This window comes from Rufibacter roseolus (assembly GCF_017916365.1).
Classification (GTDB): domain Bacteria; phylum Bacteroidota; class Bacteroidia; order Cytophagales; family Hymenobacteraceae; genus Nibribacter; species Nibribacter roseolus.
The window spans coordinates 724,221-741,828 of the sequence record NZ_JAFMSU010000001.1 but is presented as its reverse complement, the minus strand read 5'-3'; the positions used below and the strand labels follow the sequence as shown (position 1 = coordinate 741,828).

13 protein-coding genes are annotated in these 17,608 nt (G+C 52.9%); 7 read left to right on the top strand and 6 right to left on the bottom strand.

Annotated elements, in window-relative coordinates:
* Nucleotides 1-44 precede the first annotated feature (44 nt).
* Nucleotides 45-2,858, top strand: a complete 2,814-nt coding sequence (gene carB, locus J3P35_RS03120; protein ID WP_210462915.1) for a carbamoyl-phosphate synthase large subunit — start codon at nt 45-47, stop codon at nt 2,856-2,858.
* A 731-nt stretch (nt 2,859-3,589) separates the two neighbouring features.
* Here carB and J3P35_RS03115 read toward each other — a convergent pair.
* Nucleotides 3,590-4,033, bottom strand: coding sequence for a thiol-disulfide oxidoreductase DCC family protein (locus J3P35_RS03115; protein WP_317195347.1), 444 nt, complete (start codon nt 4,031-4,033; stop codon nt 3,590-3,592).
* Nucleotides 4,034-4,173: 140 nt separating this feature from the next.
* On the opposite strand from J3P35_RS03115, the gene J3P35_RS03110 reads away from it, so the two are divergent.
* From J3P35_RS03110 to J3P35_RS03100, 3 genes are all read left to right on the top strand, one after another.
* Nucleotides 4,174-4,572, top strand: coding sequence for a hypothetical protein (locus tag J3P35_RS03110; protein ID WP_210462914.1), 399 nt, complete (start codon nt 4,174-4,176; stop codon nt 4,570-4,572).
* Between the two features lie 164 nt (nt 4,573-4,736).
* Nucleotides 4,737-6,179, top strand: a complete 1,443-nt coding sequence (locus J3P35_RS03105; RefSeq protein ID WP_246849923.1) for an HTTM domain-containing protein — start codon at nt 4,737-4,739, stop codon at nt 6,177-6,179.
* 120 nt (nt 6,180-6,299) lie between these two features.
* On the top strand, nt 6,300-6,476 hold the full coding sequence (locus J3P35_RS03100; RefSeq protein WP_210462912.1) for a hypothetical protein: 177 nt from the start codon (nt 6,300-6,302) through the stop codon (nt 6,474-6,476).
* Between the two features lie 95 nt (nt 6,477-6,571).
* Here J3P35_RS03100 and J3P35_RS03095 read toward each other — a convergent pair whose 3' ends face one another.
* A complete protein-coding gene (locus J3P35_RS03095) occupies nt 6,572-7,096 on the bottom strand; it encodes a hypothetical protein (RefSeq protein WP_246849921.1) in 525 nt (174 codons plus the stop codon).
* Between the two features lie 260 nt (nt 7,097-7,356).
* Here J3P35_RS03095 and J3P35_RS03090 point away from each other — a divergent pair, with 260 nt between their 5' ends.
* Nucleotides 7,357-8,724, top strand: a complete 1,368-nt coding sequence (locus tag J3P35_RS03090) for a DEAD/DEAH box helicase (protein ID WP_210462911.1) — start codon at nt 7,357-7,359, stop codon at nt 8,722-8,724.
* A gap of 94 nt (nt 8,725-8,818) precedes the next feature.
* Here J3P35_RS03090 and J3P35_RS03085 read toward each other — a convergent pair whose 3' ends face one another.
* On the bottom strand, nt 8,819-9,199 hold the full coding sequence (locus J3P35_RS03085; protein ID WP_210462910.1) for a hypothetical protein: 381 nt from the start codon (nt 9,197-9,199) through the stop codon (nt 8,819-8,821).
* 708 nt (nt 9,200-9,907) lie between these two features.
* Between J3P35_RS03085 and J3P35_RS03080 the strand changes: the two genes are divergently transcribed.
* The gene (locus tag J3P35_RS03080) at nt 9,908-11,215 is read left to right on the top strand and encodes a M20/M25/M40 family metallo-hydrolase (protein ID WP_210462909.1); all 1,308 of its coding nucleotides are present in this window, start codon (nt 9,908-9,910) and stop codon (nt 11,213-11,215) included.
* 830 nt (nt 11,216-12,045) lie between these two features.
* Here J3P35_RS03080 and J3P35_RS03075 read toward each other — a convergent pair.
* The 3 genes from J3P35_RS03075 to J3P35_RS03065 all read right to left on the bottom strand — a co-directional run bounded on the left by J3P35_RS03075 (nt 12,046) and on the right by J3P35_RS03065 (nt 15,641).
* Nucleotides 12,046-14,448, bottom strand: a complete 2,403-nt coding sequence (locus J3P35_RS03075; RefSeq protein ID WP_210462908.1) for a TonB-dependent receptor plug domain-containing protein — start codon at nt 14,446-14,448, stop codon at nt 12,046-12,048.
* Nucleotides 14,449-14,478: 30 nt separating this feature from the next.
* Nucleotides 14,479-14,958 (bottom strand): GNAT family N-acetyltransferase, encoded by a 480-nt coding sequence (locus J3P35_RS03070; RefSeq protein WP_210462907.1) that lies wholly within the window; start codon nt 14,956-14,958, stop codon nt 14,479-14,481.
* Between the two features lie 89 nt (nt 14,959-15,047).
* Entirely contained in the window at nt 15,048-15,641 is a 594-nt protein-coding gene (locus J3P35_RS03065; RefSeq protein ID WP_210462906.1) for a hypothetical protein, read from the bottom strand.
* A gap of 391 nt (nt 15,642-16,032) precedes the next feature.
* On the opposite strand from J3P35_RS03065, the gene J3P35_RS03060 reads away from it, so the two are divergent.
* Nucleotides 16,033-17,229, top strand: coding sequence for a C40 family peptidase (locus J3P35_RS03060; RefSeq protein ID WP_210462905.1), 1,197 nt, complete (start codon nt 16,033-16,035; stop codon nt 17,227-17,229).
* Nucleotides 17,230-17,608 lie beyond the last annotated feature (379 nt).

Here is a 17,608-nt window from a genome sequence, read left to right as displayed (position 1 = left end):
CTTTCTGCCTTAACTTTGGGCAATTTATACATACCGCTTTACTAATGCCGAAAGATAATTCCATCAAGTCAGTCTTAATCATTGGTTCCGGTCCCATCGTTATTGGGCAAGCCTGCGAATTCGACTACTCTGGCTCCCAAGCCGCCCGCTCCCTGCGCGAGGAGGGGATTGAGGTTACCCTCATCAACTCAAATCCCGCCACCATCATGACCGACTCTATCACCGCGGACAACGTGTACCTGAAACCGCTGGAGAAGAAGTCTATCATTGAGATTCTGGAGAAGCACAAGATTGACGCAGTACTCCCTACGATGGGTGGACAAACCGCGTTGAACCTGGCGATCGACTGCGAGAAAGCTGGTATTTGGAAAAAATACGGGGTAAAAATCATTGGCGTAGACATCAAAGCCATTGAGACCACCGAGGACCGCGAGAAATTCCGCTTGTTAATGATTGAGCTGGGCGTGAACGTCTGCAAAGGCAACACCGCTACCTCTTTCTTAGAAGGCAAGGAAATCGCCCAGGAAATCGGCTTTCCATTGGTAATCCGTCCGTCGTTCACCCTGGGTGGAACCGGTGGTGGGTTCGTGAACACGCCCGAAGAATTTGACGCCGCCCTCACCCGCGGTCTGCACGCCAGCCCTACCCACGAGGTACTGGTGGAGCAAAGCATCCTGGGTTGGAAAGAGTACGAGTTGGAGTTGTTGCGCGATAACATCGGCAACGTAATCATTATCTGCTCCATTGAGAACTTTGACCCAATGGGTATCCACACCGGTGACTCTATCACGGTAGCGCCGGCCATGACTTTGCCAGACACCATCTACCAACAGATGCGCGACTTGGCTATCAAAATGATGGCGGGTATCGGTCAGTTTGCCGGTGGCTGTAACGTACAATTCTCGGTGAACCCTGAGGATGACACCATCATTGCCATTGAGATTAATCCCCGCGTGAGCCGCTCTTCAGCATTAGCTTCTAAAGCGACCGGGTATCCAATTGCCAAAGTAGCCGCTAAACTGGCGATTGGTTATAACTTAGACGAACTGAAAAACTCTATCACCAAAACCACCTCGGCGTTCTTTGAGCCCGCGCTGGACTACGTGATTGTGAAAATACCGCGCTGGAACTTTGACAAATTCAAAGGCGCGAACAAGAAATTAGGTCTGCAGATGAAGTCTGTGGGCGAGGTAATGGGCATCGGACGTACCTTCCAGGAGGCACTGCAGAAGGCTTGCCAAAGCTTAGAAATTAAGCGGAACGGCCTGGGTGCCGATGGCAAGGAGAAAACGAACTACGACCAATTGATGGACAGCCTGGCCAACCCGAGCTGGGACCGTCTGTTCACCATCAAGGACGCCATGAAATTTGGCGTAGCCACCAGCACCATCCAGAAAGTAACCAAAATTGACCCTTGGTTCCTGCAGCAGATTGAGGAATTGGAGCTCACCGAGCGTGAAGTTCTGAAATATACCATCGACAATATTCCGGTGGATCTGATGCGCAGCGCTAAAGTGAAAGGCTTTGCCGATAGACAGCTGGCATACCTGCTGCGTTGCAAAGAGAGCGAAGTGCACGAGAAACGCACGAGCATGGGTATCAAGCGCGTGTTCAAGATGGTGGATACCTGCGCCGCCGAGTTTGAGGCCGTGACACCTTACTACTATAGCACCTTTGACGGCGAGAACGAAAGCGTTGTCTCTGATCGCAAAAAGGTAGTGGTGTTGGGTTCAGGTCCTAACCGTATCGGGCAGGGCATTGAGTTCGACTACTCCTGCGTGCACGGCGTACTAGCCGCCAGCGAGTGTGGCTACGAGACCATCATGATCAACTGTAACCCCGAGACCGTTTCTACAGACTCTGACATCTCAGACAAACTGTATTTTGAGCCGGTGTTCTGGGAGCACATCTACGACATCATCCTGCACGAGAAACCGGAAGGTGTAATCGTGCAGTTGGGTGGGCAGACAGCGTTGAAGTTGGCTGAGAAACTGACCCGCTACGGCATCAAGATCATGGGTACCACCTATGAGAGCCTTGACCTAGCCGAGGACCGCGGTGCTTTCTCTACCCTGCTGAAAGAAAACAACATTCCGTATCCTCCGTTTGCGAGCGTAACGTCTGCCGAGGAAGCGCTGGAAGTGTGCAAAGACCTGAAATTCCCGCTGCTGGTGCGCCCTAGCTACGTATTGGGTGGCCAGAACATGAAGATCGTGATTAACGAGAAGGAACTGGAAGCGCAGGTACTGGACATCCTGAAAGACAATCCGGGCAACAAAGTTCTGCTGGACCACTTCCTGGACCGCGCCATTGAGGCCGAGGCTGATGCCATCTGCGACGGTGAAAACGTGCACATCCTGGGCATCATGGAGCACATTGAACCAGCCGGTATCCACTCTGGTGACTCGTACGCCGTGTTGCCTCCGTTTGACTTAGGCGAAGACGTGATCCGCCAGATTGAAGAGCACACGAAGAAAATCGCGCTGGCCCTGAATACCGTTGGCTTGATCAACATTCAGTTCGCCATCAAGAACGGAATTGTATACATCATTGAAGCCAACCCACGCGCCAGCCGTACCGTGCCATTCATTGCAAAAGCTTACCAAGAGCCGTATGTGAACTATGCCACCAAAGTGATGCTGGGCGAGAAAAAGGTAACCGATTTCACCTTCAACCCGGTGAAAAACGGTTATGCCATCAAGGTTCCGGTATTCTCCCACAGCAAGTTCCCAGAAGTAAACAAGGAGCTAGGCCCAGAGATGAAGTCAACCGGCGAGGCCATCTACTTTATTGATGACCTGGAAGACGAGTATTTCACCAAAGTGTACTCAGAGCGTAATTTGTATTTGAGTATGTAATTCTGGTAGCACGTAGCTCGTAGCACGCATTTACTGATAAAGAAAAGGCTGTCCCGGTTGGGACGGCCTTTTTGCGTTTTAAGGCTAATTTTAAGGAAAGAGCCTTAAAATAGGAAGTCAGCAGATACCTCTTCCTCCTCTCCTCCTTTAAAAAAAGACTTTACGGTTAGTAAGCGTAGTTCAGAAATCTTGATGCTAAGTAAAGACAGAAAGGTGGTGTTGGTTGATCAAAACTCCACACTACTTTTAGAAAAGCTTTTCTGGAATGCCTCCGGACACGAGCCGGAGGCTCGCGCCAGCAGATCAGCACACGGTCCTATGAGATTAGCGCCTCACGGCAGTTACAAACTGCCGGCCATGGTGGTCCAAGTCACAGACTTGAACCATGTCATAAATAGGAGACCTCATAGGTTTTCAAAACCTGTGAGGTCTGTGGCCTTCCCGCCGGCGCATTCCCAATTCCAGCCTTTCGGTGGAGCGCCTTGTCAGGTTTCGGTGCCGTGAGGCATTGCGACTGAAAGGAGCAAAGGAAGCTGGCGCAGCGCGAGGCCGGAAGGCGGGGCCTCGCGGCCGTGAGCGCACGGAGCCCAGCCATGCAACAATCAAATTTATGCACCCGCGTAAACAGCGGCACCACGCCAGCGAAAGCGGACTACGCAAACACAAGAAAATAAACAGAAAGGCAATTATCCGCGCAAACCAACTACAATCAACAAAAGCTCAAGAAAAAATCAAAGAAAACGAGCTTTCAACTCCGGCGTAGGCAACATACAACTCTCCTGCTGACCGAACCAACGGTACCGGTTCTTAGAAACCCAATCATACAAGGGGTCACGGAGAAACTTCGGCATTAAGACAAACACGTACAAACCAGCCCATCCGCCGCTTAAACGACGCACAATGCGCAGGGCCGCGGCAGACCGGGTATAGATTTTTCCGTCTTCTAGCAACAATACACTCTTGAATTGCTCCGTTGGTAAACCATGAGCCTTTAATACCTGCTGGCCTGTGTCAGACTGCAAAGAGGCAAATTTGAAATAACTTTTTGGATCATTATTGATCACAAACTGCACAAATCCGTTACAAAGGTTGCAGACACCGTCAAAGAGGATAGTTGGAGAGGAAGGCAGCATAAAGGCTTGGTTTGGTGGCGTGATCCCTGAAGTGGTACGCACAAGATACAACGCCAGTTAAAGATTTTCTCTCGTTATGAATAATTTTTGATGAAAACATGGCACCTTTCTAAGAAGCGTGCGTAAAAGATGAACTTGAAAAGGGAAACCAAATAATAACCATTCATTAACCTGTCAAAACTATGAAAAAGACTTTTGTAAACATGTTCGCAGTTGCCGCATTTGTAGCAGCCTCGGCACTAACTTCTTGCTCAGGCGCTTCTGAGACAACCACGGATACTACATCCACAGATATGAGCACTGAGTCTGGTACTACCGGAACTACCTCCGGCACTACTGGCACAACTTCTGGAACCACTGGTACTACTACTGGTACTACCACCGGCACCACTACTGGAACTACTACCGGTACAACCGGAACTACTGGTACCACTACTGGCACAACTACCGGAACTACTGGTACCACTACTGGCACAACCACCGGAACTACAACTGGTACTACTACCGGAACCACCACTGGAACTACTGGCACAACTGGTTCTACAACCGGCACAACCACAGGCACTACTACTAGCCGCTAGTAGTTTTCAATAAACGTTCTTTGTAACGTAATGTATTGCAGAAAGGCAAGACCCCAGGGTTTTGCCTTTTCTGTTTTCCCTTCCACCAATTCACAGACTCTATGCATCTACTTATACAGTATCTGCATCGTGTATTCTATACAGATACCCGGGCACTCTCTTTTATGCGGATCTGGGTAGCCAGTGTACTGTTGCTGGACATTGGCATCAGGGCTTCTGATCTGGAGGCGCACTATTCCAACATGGGGGTGCTGCCCTTACATGTGCTCCATGCCAATGCCTGGAACCAGTACTTCTTCTCTTTTCATGCCCTAAGCGGCCTGTGGCAGTTTGAGCTGGTTCTGTTTATCATAGCCGGCGCGGCCGCTATCTGCCTGTTGCTGGGCTATCACACACGTTGGGCCACTTTCGTATCCTGGATTCTGCTGCTTTCGGTCCAGAACCGCAATCCGTTGATCACCCAGTCAGGGGACAGTCTGTTGCGGATGCTCCTATTCTGGGGGATGTTCCTGCCCTGGCACCGCCATTACTCTGTGGATGCGCGCCGTTCCCTCACCTCCGAGACCACACCGCATTACCTGAGCATGGCTACCGGAGCCTACCTGCTGCAGGTTGCCTGGGTATACGTGTTCACTGCCCTGCTCAAAAGCGGCCCCGACTGGACCACTGATGGTACTGCTCTTTACTATGCCCTCAGCCTGGACCAGATCCTGATGCCGGGCGGCCGCATCCTCTACCAATTCCCTGAGCTAATGAAGTTCCTCACGCACGCTACCTACTTTATGGAGTTATGGCTGCCGCTTGTATTACTCATTCCGTGGCGTACCACCTGGTTCAGGATGCTGTTCATTGGGACCATCATAGGTCTGCACATAGGCATCAGTTTGTCTTTGTTTGTGGGCCTGTTTTACCTCATCAGTATCTCGGCGGTCATTGGGTTGCTGCCCACCCCGGTGATGGATACCGTTGACCGCTACCTGCGTTCTGGTTATAAACGGGTGCATAAACGTTGGGCCCGGGCCGGCAAAGGCATGCGCTCTCCTTTGGAGATTGATGTACAGTTGAAGTGGAACTCGCCCCGGTGGGCAGAAAGCTTTCCGCTTAGGTACCTGCGCGAAGGCGTGGTGCTGGTGGCGCTCATTCTGGCCTTGTGGTGGAACCTGAGCACCCTGGGTAAACCGTATTTCCAGATACCGGCCCAGATACAATGGGCCGCGTTGGTGCCGCGGCTAGACCAGAACTGGAGCATGTTCGCTCCCAATGTTTTCAAAGACGATGGCTGGTATGTTCTGGAAGGTTTTACCAACAACCAACGCAAAGTAGACCTGAACCAGCAAGGCAAAGAGCCCGATACCGTGAAACCAGCCTCCGTGATGAGTCTATTCAAAAACGACCGCTGGCGCAAATACTCAGAGAACTACCTGTTCGTGCCCAATGAGTACATGCGGCCTTACTACTGTTTTTACCTCATCCGCCGCTGGAACGAGACCCATCCCAAGCCTGAGCAGATCAATGAACTGAATGTGATCTACATGAAGGAATTCACCCTGCCAGACTACAAAACCGCTCCCATTAAGCGCGAGGTCCTCTGCAATTGCAAGCCTTGACTCAATATTAAGATTGATTTAGCCTTCTCAGATTCTTTGCGGTAGAAAAGAGCATCGTTCTTTCCGGCACACAATCGTATAAGAACTGAAAGTCTAAACCTAAACAGAAAGGAGTTTCTTATGCCACAAGGAGATAAATCCGCCTACACTGACAAACAGAAAAGGCAGGCCCAACACATTGAGGAAAGCTACGAGAAACGTGGCATCAGTGAAGAAGAAGCCGAGAAGCGCGCCTGGGCCACTGTGAACAAACAAGACGGCGGCGGCAAGAAAAGCGGTTCCGGCCGTAAGAAGTAAGGACCTAGGAAGTAAGAAATACAAAAGGCGTTTAGAGGCTGTTTCAATGAAAACAGCCTCTAAACGCCTTTTTATATGATGTATCCCTGGGTCTTCTACACCTTCACCTTCCGCAGCCACTTGGCCACGGCGCCGGCTACTACACCGGCTACCAGGTAATAGCCGATGGTGAGGGCCTGGGTCTCTTTGGTTCTTCCGCTGGGGGCTACGCCTAAGCCCATCGGGCCAGGCAATATTACCCCGCCTACGCCGGCGGCCGCACCCAGAATGGTGCCGCGCCAAAGGGCCATTTTGCCACCGCCACTGAGGCTGTAGTACAAGCCGTTGGAGACAATATCGCCTAGTAAAGACAAGGTGTGCAGTTGATCGTCATCGGGTGGGGTTTGGCCCGCGTAGCGCAGGCCTTTGGCAATGGCCCGCATCCCCAGAATATCCATCCGGGGGGCGTTGGGGTAGAAGCGGCGCACGGTCTCGTGCAGTACCGTTACGGCCATGGCGCCTGCCAGTCCGCTAAGTCCGGATCTCAGCCATTTGTTTAATCTTTTCTTAGACGCCTTCTTCGTTTTCTTAGTCCGCCTGGGGGTATTGTCAAGCCCTCTTGCAGTGTTGTCTTGTTCCATAGTTTACTCTGGTTAAGCGTGTTCCTTTCTCCTCAAGCGCCCTCACGTGGACTAGTATAAACCGATTTTCAGGCCCCAAGGTTGCCTTCGCTATGGCGCCTCTTGCAAGCGGTTATCTGTTTCAAAGCCTTTTTCCTGAAAATAGGCCTAAAATTGAGACTGAATCTTTTTACCTATCTTTGTGTCTTCTAATGACGGGCGCCATTTCGCCGCGTCTTTTTTTCATGCCTGGCCAAAGCTTACGGCCGTTACAATTCAGAATGACTTTTTCAGAACTCAATTTAATAGAACCTCTGCTGCAGGCCCTGCAGGAAGAGGGATACACCACCCCTACTCCCATCCAGGAACAAGCCATCCCGCCGGTTTTAAATGGCGATGACCTGTTGGGCTGTGCCCAGACCGGGACCGGGAAAACCGCCGCCTTCAGCTTGCCGCTGTTGCAGCGCCTGCACGAGGCAGGTCCGGCCCATCCGGCCAAGGCTATCAGGGCGCTCATCCTTACCCCTACCCGGGAACTGGCTTTGCAGATTGGCGACAGCATCAACGCCTACGGCCGGTACACCAAGATCAAACACACGGTGGTGTTTGGCGGCGTGGGTCAGGTACCGCAGGTAGAGCAGATCAAACGCGGCGTAGACATTGTGGTGGCCACTCCGGGCCGATTGCTGGACCTCATGAACCAGGGGCTTTTGTCTCTGAAACACATTGAGACCTTCATTCTTGACGAGGCCGACCGTATGCTGGACATGGGCTTTATCCATGACGTACGCAAGGTTATCGCGCAGATTCCGGCGCACCGCCAGACCCTTTTGTTCTCGGCCACCATGCCGCAGGAAATCCAGAAACTTTCTGCCAGCATTCTGCGCGAGCCTGTGTACGTAGAGGTGACCCCGGTTTCCAGCACCGCTGAGAAAATCGCCCAGAAAGTATATTTCGTGGATAAAACCACCAAACGGGCCTTGTTGAAGCATCTGCTCAAAGGAGATGAGATCCAGCGAGCGTTGGTTTTCTCCCGTACCAAACACGGTGCCGACCGCATTGCCAAGGAACTCTCCAAAGTAGGCATCTCGGCGCAGTCCATCCACGGAGACAAAGCCCAGAGCACCCGCGTAAAAGCGCTCACGCAGTTCAAAAACCATGAGCTCAAAGCCTTGGTGGCGACTGACATTGCGGCCCGCGGGATTGACGTGGATGATTTAACGCACGTGATCAACGTAGACCTGCCCAACGAACCAGAAACCTACGTGCACCGCATAGGCCGCACGGGCCGGGCAGGTGCCGAGGGTATGGCACTTTCTTTCTGCGACGATACCGAGCTCCCGTACCTGCGTGATATTGAGAAACTCACCAAACAGACTATTCCGGTAGAGGAAGACCAGCCTTTCCACGTAGACTATACCAAACTGCCCCTGGCCGGTGGCAAAGGCACCGATAAAGCAGCCCGCAAAAGTGCCGGCGGCGGAGGTCAGAGCCATGGCCCAAGAGGCGGTGGCCAGGGCGGCAACAGACGCCCTGAACAGCGGCGCAGTGGCAGTAGCCAGAACAGCGGCGGCAGAACAGAACAGGGCCAGGGAGGCAACCGCAGCGGCGGCGGCAGAAACTCCCCCGGCGGACGGAACAGCAGATAAACGTTTCCAACCAGCTATAAAACAGAAAAGCCGTTCACTAATTAGTGAACGGCTTTTCTGTTTCTGGTAATAGGTTCTACTAAGCGCTACCGCCTTAAGAGCTGTAGTCGCCGGCATTATGACCAGGAGAATATGAGTTTTTAGAGCCTTTTTGTTTTTTGCCCAGTTTGGCAACTTTGGCTTGGCCCTGGCCAATCCAGCCTTGCTTGCTGGCTACCCAGTAAGAAGCGCCCAACAGAGCAGCACCGCCCAATACTTTCTGTGTAGTGCTCATGCCGTTGTAAGAGCTGGACACGGTAGTTCCTAAATTTTTAACCGCCTGTGGTACCTGAATGTTGCTCAGACCACTGGTAATGCTGCCTAAGATTCCTCCTTGTCCTTGTTGGCTGCCGGTTCTGTTTTGGCCGGAATCCTGTGAGTAAGAAGTAGCATCCTGTGCTGCAGCCCCTGGCTGGTTGTTAAATTGATTTTCCATAATTTTAAATGTTAGATGTATAGATCATTTTCTTCCCGAAGCAGCCTGCCTCGGCTCGCCGATTTCATGTATCGGCGAATCCATTTTATCGCAAATGCGCCCGAATAGTTGCGTTCACATCTGACTTTTCTCCAATTATTTTAAATCCTCCGGCAAACTCCAAATAGAAACCAGGCGCCAGAGTATTCCTCCCCGGATATATATAAATTTTTACCTTTTTACATGAAATCGCCTCAAAAACAGCACAATATGGTTACAACACCACCAGTACTTTCCCTCATCTTCTACGTAAAAATCGCCTAAAAACACCAGCACCCGCTTCTTGGCAAAGTATTAATACCTACCCTGAAAGCCCGCAGTTTTTTCTCTTCTAAGGGAAGACCTTAGGTTTTCCAGACTTTCCCGCCCCCTATCCTTCGGCCAGATATCCCTTTCCTGCGGCACTCCGCAAATCCTATCCAAACCACAAAACCACCGGGCCGGTTTCCCGTTTTCCTTTTAAGCCTTCTTCCTGAAAAATGGCCCTAAAACGCTCTTCGGCTTTTCACTGAGCGGCAGTTGGCAGGTGCCAATTGATTTTTTTGCCTCAAATCAGTTCTCCCCAGAAGAAGCTGTAAGAATAAACCCCGATGGCAGACTAATAGCGGTAGTTATACAGAAGAAAGTATCTTTACCCCACATTGCCCTTGACCTTACCTTCACCAAGCTATGATCCTAAAGAAAACCATTGTCCTTTGCTTTTCCCTGTTGCCGCTGGCCGGGGCCTTTGCGCAGAAAACCACCCAACTGAAAAACATTCAGCAGAAAGACGTCACCCGCCTTGTGAGCACGCTGGCTGCCGATGACATGATGGGCCGCCAGACCTTCACGCCGGGCATTGACAAGGCCGCCGATTTTATCTCGGCTGAATTCAAGAGCATTGGGTTGAAGCCTTTAACCGGCAACACAGATTACAAGCAGGAGTTTAAGATGTTCGCCCTGAAACCCAGCAAAGCTGATGTCACCCTCAACAAGCAGAGCCTGAACCCCGACGAGTTCTTCTACAGCACGGTGCACCGCAAGTTTGAATGGGAAGAGAAAGCCCCCAAGCCTGTGTTCATTGGCGAGAACGATGATTTCAGACAGGGGGTAAACACTGCCCGCAAAATGGATAAGGACGTTCTGGTGATGGTACACCCCAAGCACCAGGAAATGTTCAAGCGCTATGCCAACTCATTCCGTCAGGCCCGACCGGTGATGGAACTGGGCAAAGGCAACACACTCATTTTCGTGCTCTCGCCGCTCACCGAGGTCACCTCTTTCAACATTGAGATCAAGAACGATGTGGACGAAATGCCGCTCGCCAACGTGGCAGGCATGATCCCGGGCAAACGCGCGAATGAGTACGTGGTATTCTCGGGCCACTATGACCACATAGGCACCATGAAACCCGTGGAAGGCGACTCTATCGCCAACGGTGCCGATGACGATGCCTCCGGTACTACCGCCGTGATCACCCTGGCCAGACACTTCCAGAAACAGCCTAAACCAGAGCGCACCCTCATTTTTGTGGCCTTCACAGCCGAGGAAATCGGCGGATTTGGGTCGCAGTACTTCTCCAAGCAATTGAACCCCGATGAGATTGTGGCCATGTTCAACATTGAGATGATAGGCAAAGGCTCCAAATTCGGACCCAACAGCGCCTACATCACCGGATTTGAGAAATCTGATTTCGGGACGCTGCTACAGCAGGCCGTAAAAGGCACGCCGTACAGCTTCCACCCAGACCCGTACCCCAGCCAGAACCTGTTCTACCGCTCAGACAACGCCACCCTGGCCCGCCTGGGCGTTCCGGCCCACACCATCTCCTCGGTGCAGATTGACCAGGACAAACTCTACCACTCCGTGAATGACGAGGTGGAAAGCCTGGACATGGCCCACATGACCAACATGATCAAAGCCATCGCCATGGGCGCCAAAGACTTCGTGCAGGGCAAGAAAACGCCTAAGCGCGTAGACAAGACGCAGGTGCAGTAATCTTCTTAAAGCTAATAGAGATGGAAGCTTTGTTTTTAGTGATTACACTCATTCTTCTTGGCCTTGGGATGTATCTAGTTTACCATGACTACGTCTCTAATAAGTATGGATTTCATACGAAAGGCAGAGTCATCCAACTGAAAGGGAAATGGGGTTACGGCGGTAACAGCGTAAGCTATTTATACTACCCAATTGTGCAGTTTTACTCAGCAGGAAAGCAGGAACTACAAAGGAGATTAGAAATAGGCTCTAGTATTCCGCTCTTCCGCAAAGGTCAGGAGTTAAAGATTGTTTATTACAATGACAAAGCGTACCCCACAAGTGCTATCTGGAAGTTGTTATACTGGGGCATCTTTCTCATCAGTCTAGGGGCAACCTGTGTCCAACTTTGTTACTGGTAAGTCTCTCTAAGAAGCTTTTTCTTATAAATGAATAAAGCCCTGCTTTGGACCTGTTTTTTAGAAATCAGGCCCAAAGCAGGGCTTCATCTTTCAACATTTCACTTACAACTACCCATCTTTTTGTCATCCTGAAAGGATCTTGTGGGCGAACTAGACAAGCCTTGCTGAAACGCTACTACCGTTCGCTCACAAGATCTTTCCAAGATGACAAAGAGGGAGAATAGTGCCGGCAAGGAAAGAAGGCTGGAAAAAAGCTGACGTACATGACCTCGTAGTGTGCGAAGTTCCTACTAGTGGCTCCTCTAAAAACAAAAGACCTCACAGGTTTTCAAAACCTGTGAGGTCTAAACCACCGACTTCCACTTTTGGCTTACTTTTCTGAAAACAGCCCTAAAACTGGAGCCGATGCTTTCAAGCCAACCCTTTTCGTTAAAAATTCCCGCGCAGCGTGAGCATGAAATTGCGGCCGGGGGCACTCACCCCAGAGGCATAGACGCGGTAGAACTTGTCCAGGATGTTTTCCAGGGCGGCCTGCACCTGTATTCTGGGGTGGATCTGGTAAGCGGTGCGCAGGTTGAGCGTGTACCAGGCCGGTACGCCCTGCGGAGTGGCGTACTGCAGGTTGTCCTCGCCCACGGGGTTGTAGTCTTCCAGGTTTTTCCAGCCATTGTATTGCACAAAGAACTCAGAGCGAAACTTGGGCAAGGTCAGGAACAAACTCGTCTTCCCGAAGACTGGTGGAATGTGGTCCAGCGGGGTTTCACCGGTTTCTGATTTGATGCGACCATAGGTGTAGGTGAGCGTGGAAGCCAACCGGAAAGCCGAGGTAATATCAGCGTTGATGGCGCCGCTGAAGCCGTACACGTAGGCTTTGTTCGCGTTCACGCTGGCTACCACGCGGCTCAGTTGACCGTTGTATTCCACCTCACTCTGCCCCTGGAACAGGAACGGCTGCGTGGTGATGGCATCGCGGTACCAGGTGTAGAAACCGGTTCCCTCTACCCGCACGCTCTGCGCGATGGTTTTGCCTATAGACAGCTCAGCATTATAGGTGTATTCTGGCTTCAGATCAGGATTAGGCACAACCAGCTGCCCGGCTACAGACTCAAACACCTTTGCCAGGTCATCTACGTTAGGTGCCCGGAAGCCCGAGGAAGCCACGGCGGCAAAGCGCCAGTCCTGCCCCGGCTGGTACACCAGACCCAGGTTGCCGTTCACGGCGGTGTTCTTTTGGGAGACCTCGTCAAACGGAAACGGGAAGAAGGTTTTGTCTTGGAAGTTGGCGTTCAGCTCCACGCGGCTCAGCCGGATACCATCAGAAAGAATCCATTGCGGGGTGATCTCCCAGGTGTGCGTGAAGTAAGCGGCCGCCGTGCGCATGTCAGAGCCGCCGCTGGGGTAACGGGTATCCAGGGGCGAGCGCTCGCCGGTGGTCAGGTCAGAGCCGTAGGCGCGGGAAAAGACATCGTTGTAGGTGCCTTCCAGGCCGTAGCGCAGTTCATGGTTGCCCAGCAGTCGGCTGGCATCGGCGTTGAGGGTGTAGACATCCACGTGCTCAAAGCGGTTCTGCAGGGTGGTACGTTTGAACCGGCGGTTATGCCGACTTTCCTCCACGCTCTGGTAAGCGGCCGTCACCCTCAGGTTCTCCAGCCAGCCTCTGCCCTTGGTAGCGAAGGTATAGGCCGCGAGCCAGCGCTCCTGCGGACCGTAGTACCAGTCGCCGTGGTTCAGGGCGCCCTGGCCATCTACCTCGGTGAGGCGGTCGTAGCGCGGAATGTCTGAGGAGGTGGAGAACTGCACATTTAACAAATGTGAGGTGTTCGCCGAGGGCTGGAACAGGATTTTCTGCAGGGCATCGTACTGCTTGTAGCCGGTGAATTTCTGCACGTTGATGTTCTCATTGGGTACTGTCACGTCTTTGCCGTCCTGCCATTGGGCGTAGGACGGGCGCAGCCCCCAGGTGCCGTAGAACGGGTTGCGGTTCTTGCCCTGGCGCAGATCCCCGAAGTCTGAGTACGTGAAGCTGGTGAAGCTGCCCCATTTCTGTCCGCCTACTGAAAAGTCCACGTGGCCGGTTTTCTCCTGGTTGGCCGTGGCGTAGCGGGTGAAGGCGCCGCCCGTCACGCGGGTGCCGGCGCTGTCGCCTAGCACAGGGCTTTTAGTGTAGAAGTGCACCACGCCGCCCAGGGCATCGGACCCGTACACCACTGATCCAGGCCCGAACACCACCTCCACTTTCTCCAGAGCCGCATTATCTACCGTGATCACGTTCTGCAGGTGGCCTCCGCGGTAAATGGCATTGTTCAGGCGCACACCGTCAATCACCATCAGGACTTTGTTCGCCTCAAAACCACGCAGGATGGGGCTGCCGCCGCCCGCCTGGCTTTTCTGCACCAGCACCTGGCCGCTTTGCTGCAGCACATCGGCGGAGGTTTGATTGCTTTGAAAGGCCAGTTCCCGCGCCTTGAGTACCTGGATCTGCTGCGGCACATCGGCGCGCTTCTCCTCAAACTTACTCGCCGATACCACCACTTCGTCCAGGGAATAGCTTCGCTCAGTGAGGCTCACGCGGTAGTTCAGCGCGGCCAGTTGGTTTACGGCCAGGGTGCGCGTCTGGTAATCAGCGCGCTCAAAGCGGAGGCTGTCGGTGTCCAGGAAGCCTTGGGTATTGAATTTGCCCCGGGCATCGGTGAGGAGCGCGGTACCGCCTTGCGTGGGAATGACCCGCACACCAGCCAGAGGCTGCAGGTTGGCCCGGTCTTGCACCACGGCGGTCTGTGCCGAGGCCGCCAAAGGCACCGCCACCAGCAACAGAGATAGAAATGACTTCATATGGGGATAGTAGAAGTTGGAGAAGGAAAATCAGAGCGCGAGCTCCATCTTTATATCGGCGCGTTTGTATTCTTTCAGTTCATCGGGCACCTCCACAAAACCCAGTTTGTGGTACAGGTGCAGGGCTGTTTCCAGTTTGCGGTTAGAGAGCAGCATGAGCGTAGTGGCGCCCAACTCGCGGGCTTTCTGGATAGCGGCCTCGCCCAGGCGTTTGCCAATCTTCAGGCCCTGGGCCTTGTCGGTAACGGCCATTTTGGCCAGCTCGTAGGTCTGGTCATCTACTTTGATCAGGGCGCAGGTACCCACAATCTCGCCGTTGTACTCGGCCATGAAAATGTGGCCGCCCTTGGCGATGATGTAGCCGTCTGGATCACCCAGGGATTTGTGGTCCAGTTCTTCCATCTCAAAGTAATGCTCAATCCAGGCTTGGTTCAGCTCTCGGAATTTAGCGGCGTGGACAGGGGTATAGTCAATAATGGAAACAGAGGGGAAAACGGGTGCGGAATTCATGGTAATAGTTTGTTCTTGCCGCCAAAGATACAGAAACCCACCTGCGATTCTGAGGTGTTTCTCTCAAAAACTGCCTAAAACAGGGCTGCCTAATACTGCACCGGCTCGCAGATATCTTCGTCACAGACCAAGCGGCTTAGCACGGGGTCTGCCAGCAGTTCCTGCAGGGTGTAATAGCGGCCATTCACCTCAAATCGGTTGTAAAGTAACCTGATGCCGTGGCTGTAATCTGTGTACCAGGCCACGTGCCCCAGGTACAGCGGCTGAATAGGTTTGCCATCTGGCTTATGCCACCCGTAAATGGCCACCCGGTCTTTCTTCTCCAGCCGCAGCAACCGCGGCGATAGCACCACATCTTTCTTATGCCCGGCAATGAGCAAGCCCTGCTTGTTTTTACCCTTCAACTGCCCTTGTATGATTTGGTTATGCTCCAGAAAAGTGGTGACGCTGTCACGGTGTTGGGTAAGCGGGTGCGGCTCCAGTTTCACATCGGCGGCGGCGTAGATAGCGTCTACAATTTTACGGGTGGGTAAGGTACAGCTCCAGGCCTCTGCCACGGTTTGGGCATTTTGGGGTTGCAACGGTACCCGGACAAAGTCTTTGTTTCCGCCCACCGCCAGATAGTCCAGCAACGGAAAGCAATACCCCCTCAACGTATCTCCCTTGAGGCTTACAGCTATCAACGGAACACATTTGGTTTTCCGGAGGAAGTCTGGCCCATTCGCTTCCTTCAGAAGTTGGTGCAACAGGTAAGTTTCCCGTTCCTCTAAGGATAGATTCCTTAGCGCACCTATGATTTCCGGCCCGGTGGGTTTACCGGTTGAACCCAGCTTGGCAGTTGAAGGTTGATTAAGAGCCGACTGCCTAGGGTTTAAGAAGGATGAGCAGGCACTCATACCCAATAGCAGGAGCATAAGGCCGAGCCCCAACAGAAACAGCTTGCTGAAAACGCGGGGCAGATAGCTGCTTCCCACTTTAACTTGTTTTAATAGCACTTTCTAAAATTAATTAATAATTACCTTACAAGATATATAGCCAAACCCTTAACTTAACCGCTTAAGGTTTAATCATTGCATGAAAAATATAATACCTGTTTTATTTCTCGGGTTTCTGGCGGCCTGCACCAGCAGCAAACCCCTCCCTGATCCTGTTCAGGCGAAAGCCACGGAGGCACCCGCCACTACACTGGCGCCCCACGTGGAAGCCATCAGGCAGCAGTTTGCCCCGGATAAGCGGGTAGCGCTCTTTGATGTGAAAACCAATGGCCCGGTGCTCACCGGCGAGACCAACCTACCTGCCGCCAAAACCGCCTTGCTGGAGCGGCTGCAAGCGGCTGGCCTTTCTTTCCAGGACAGCATCCAGGTACTGCCAGAAGCCGGGCTGAATGACAAAACCTTCGCGGTAGTCACCTTGTCCGTGGCCAACCTGCGCTCAGAACCCAAACACCCCGCTGAACTCGCCACCCAAGCCACCATGGGCACCCCGTTGCGCGTCTGGAAACAGAAAAGCGGCTGGTACCTGGTGCAGACCCCAGACAAATACCTGGCCTGGGTAGATGCTAGCGCCATCAAGCTCATGGACAACGCCACTTTCACTGCCTGGCAGCAGGGCGAGAAACTCCTGTACACCAATCCATATGGTTTTGCCTACGCCACGCCCAACGCGCAGGGCGCCACCGTCTCTGACCTGGTGTACGGCGATATGATGGTGCTGAAAAAGCAAACCAAAGGTTTCTACGAAGTCTCTTTCCCCGATGGACGCTCGGCCTTCGTCTCCGCCCCTGAGGTCCAGAAATACACTGACTGGGCGGCCACGCGCCGGCCTACGGAGCAGAACCTGGTGGAAACCTCCAAACGTCTGCTGGGCTTGCCTTACCTCTGGGGCGGTACTTCCTTCAAAGGCGTAGACTGCAGCGGCTTCACCAAAACGGTGTACTTCATGAACGGCCTGGTCCTGCCCCGCGATGCCTCCCAGCAAGTGCACTCCGGCGATTTGGTTGACACCAAAGACGGTTTCCAGAACCTACGCCCCGGCGACCTGCTTTTCTTCGGGAGCCAGGCCAAAGACGGCAAACCTGAGCGCGTGGTGCATGTGGGCATGTGGATAGGAAACAACGAGTTCATCCACTCAGCAGGCCGCGTGCGCATCAACAGCATGGACCCCGCCGCTCCTAACCACGACGCCTCCGAACTGAACCGTTTCCTACGGGCCAAACGCATCTCCCCGCAAGCCTCGCTTATTGACCTAAGAACCGCCTCGCTGTTCCAGTAAGCAGTTGACCATATAACAAGCGCCTCGTTTTTGACCTGATTTTCACAAAACAGGCTAAAAACGAGGCGCTTTGTATTTACCCAATTCCCGTCCGCAGGACCATTAAGGCATTGCAGTGACACACAAGACAAGACAGCTCACCTGCGGCGGGCCGGGGCGAAGGCCTACAGTGAGGCCGAGGCACGGCCTGCCGCAAGTAGGTACCGTTCAAGCAGTAAAGGCCTAGGTCAGCTATGGAACAGATAGCCTTAGCCAGGTGGTACTGAACTGAAGCCTTACTGTCCGAGCGTAAGCGAGTTTGAGGCTTCTTGATTCTTTTGGTTACTTTTCTCATCAAGGAGAAAAGTAACCAAACCTCTCAGGGAGAGTCCTGAGTCCA

Coding starts and splice junctions, on each gene's coding strand:
- carB (WP_210462915.1), top strand. CDS start 45: ATGCCGAAAGATAATTCCATCAAGTCAGTCTTAATCATTGGTTCCGGT.
- J3P35_RS03110 (WP_210462914.1), top strand. CDS start 4,174: ATGAAAAAGACTTTTGTAAACATGTTCGCAGTTGCCGCATTTGTAGCA.
- J3P35_RS03105 (WP_246849923.1), top strand. CDS start 4,737: ATGCGGATCTGGGTAGCCAGTGTACTGTTGCTGGACATTGGCATCAGG.
- J3P35_RS03100 (WP_210462912.1), top strand. CDS start 6,300: ATGCCACAAGGAGATAAATCCGCCTACACTGACAAACAGAAAAGGCAG.
- J3P35_RS03095 (WP_246849921.1), bottom strand. CDS start 7,096: ATGGAACAAGACAACACTGCAAGAGGGCTTGACAATACCCCCAGGCGG.
- J3P35_RS03090 (WP_210462911.1), top strand. CDS start 7,357: ATGACTTTTTCAGAACTCAATTTAATAGAACCTCTGCTGCAGGCCCTG.
- J3P35_RS03085 (WP_210462910.1), bottom strand. CDS start 9,199: ATGGAAAATCAATTTAACAACCAGCCAGGGGCTGCAGCACAGGATGCT.
- J3P35_RS03080 (WP_210462909.1), top strand. CDS start 9,908: ATGATCCTAAAGAAAACCATTGTCCTTTGCTTTTCCCTGTTGCCGCTG.
- J3P35_RS03075 (WP_210462908.1), bottom strand. CDS start 14,448: ATGAAGTCATTTCTATCTCTGTTGCTGGTGGCGGTGCCTTTGGCGGCC.
- J3P35_RS03070 (WP_210462907.1), bottom strand. CDS start 14,958: ATGAATTCCGCACCCGTTTTCCCCTCTGTTTCCATTATTGACTATACC.
- J3P35_RS03060 (WP_210462905.1), top strand. CDS start 16,033: ATGAAAAATATAATACCTGTTTTATTTCTCGGGTTTCTGGCGGCCTGC.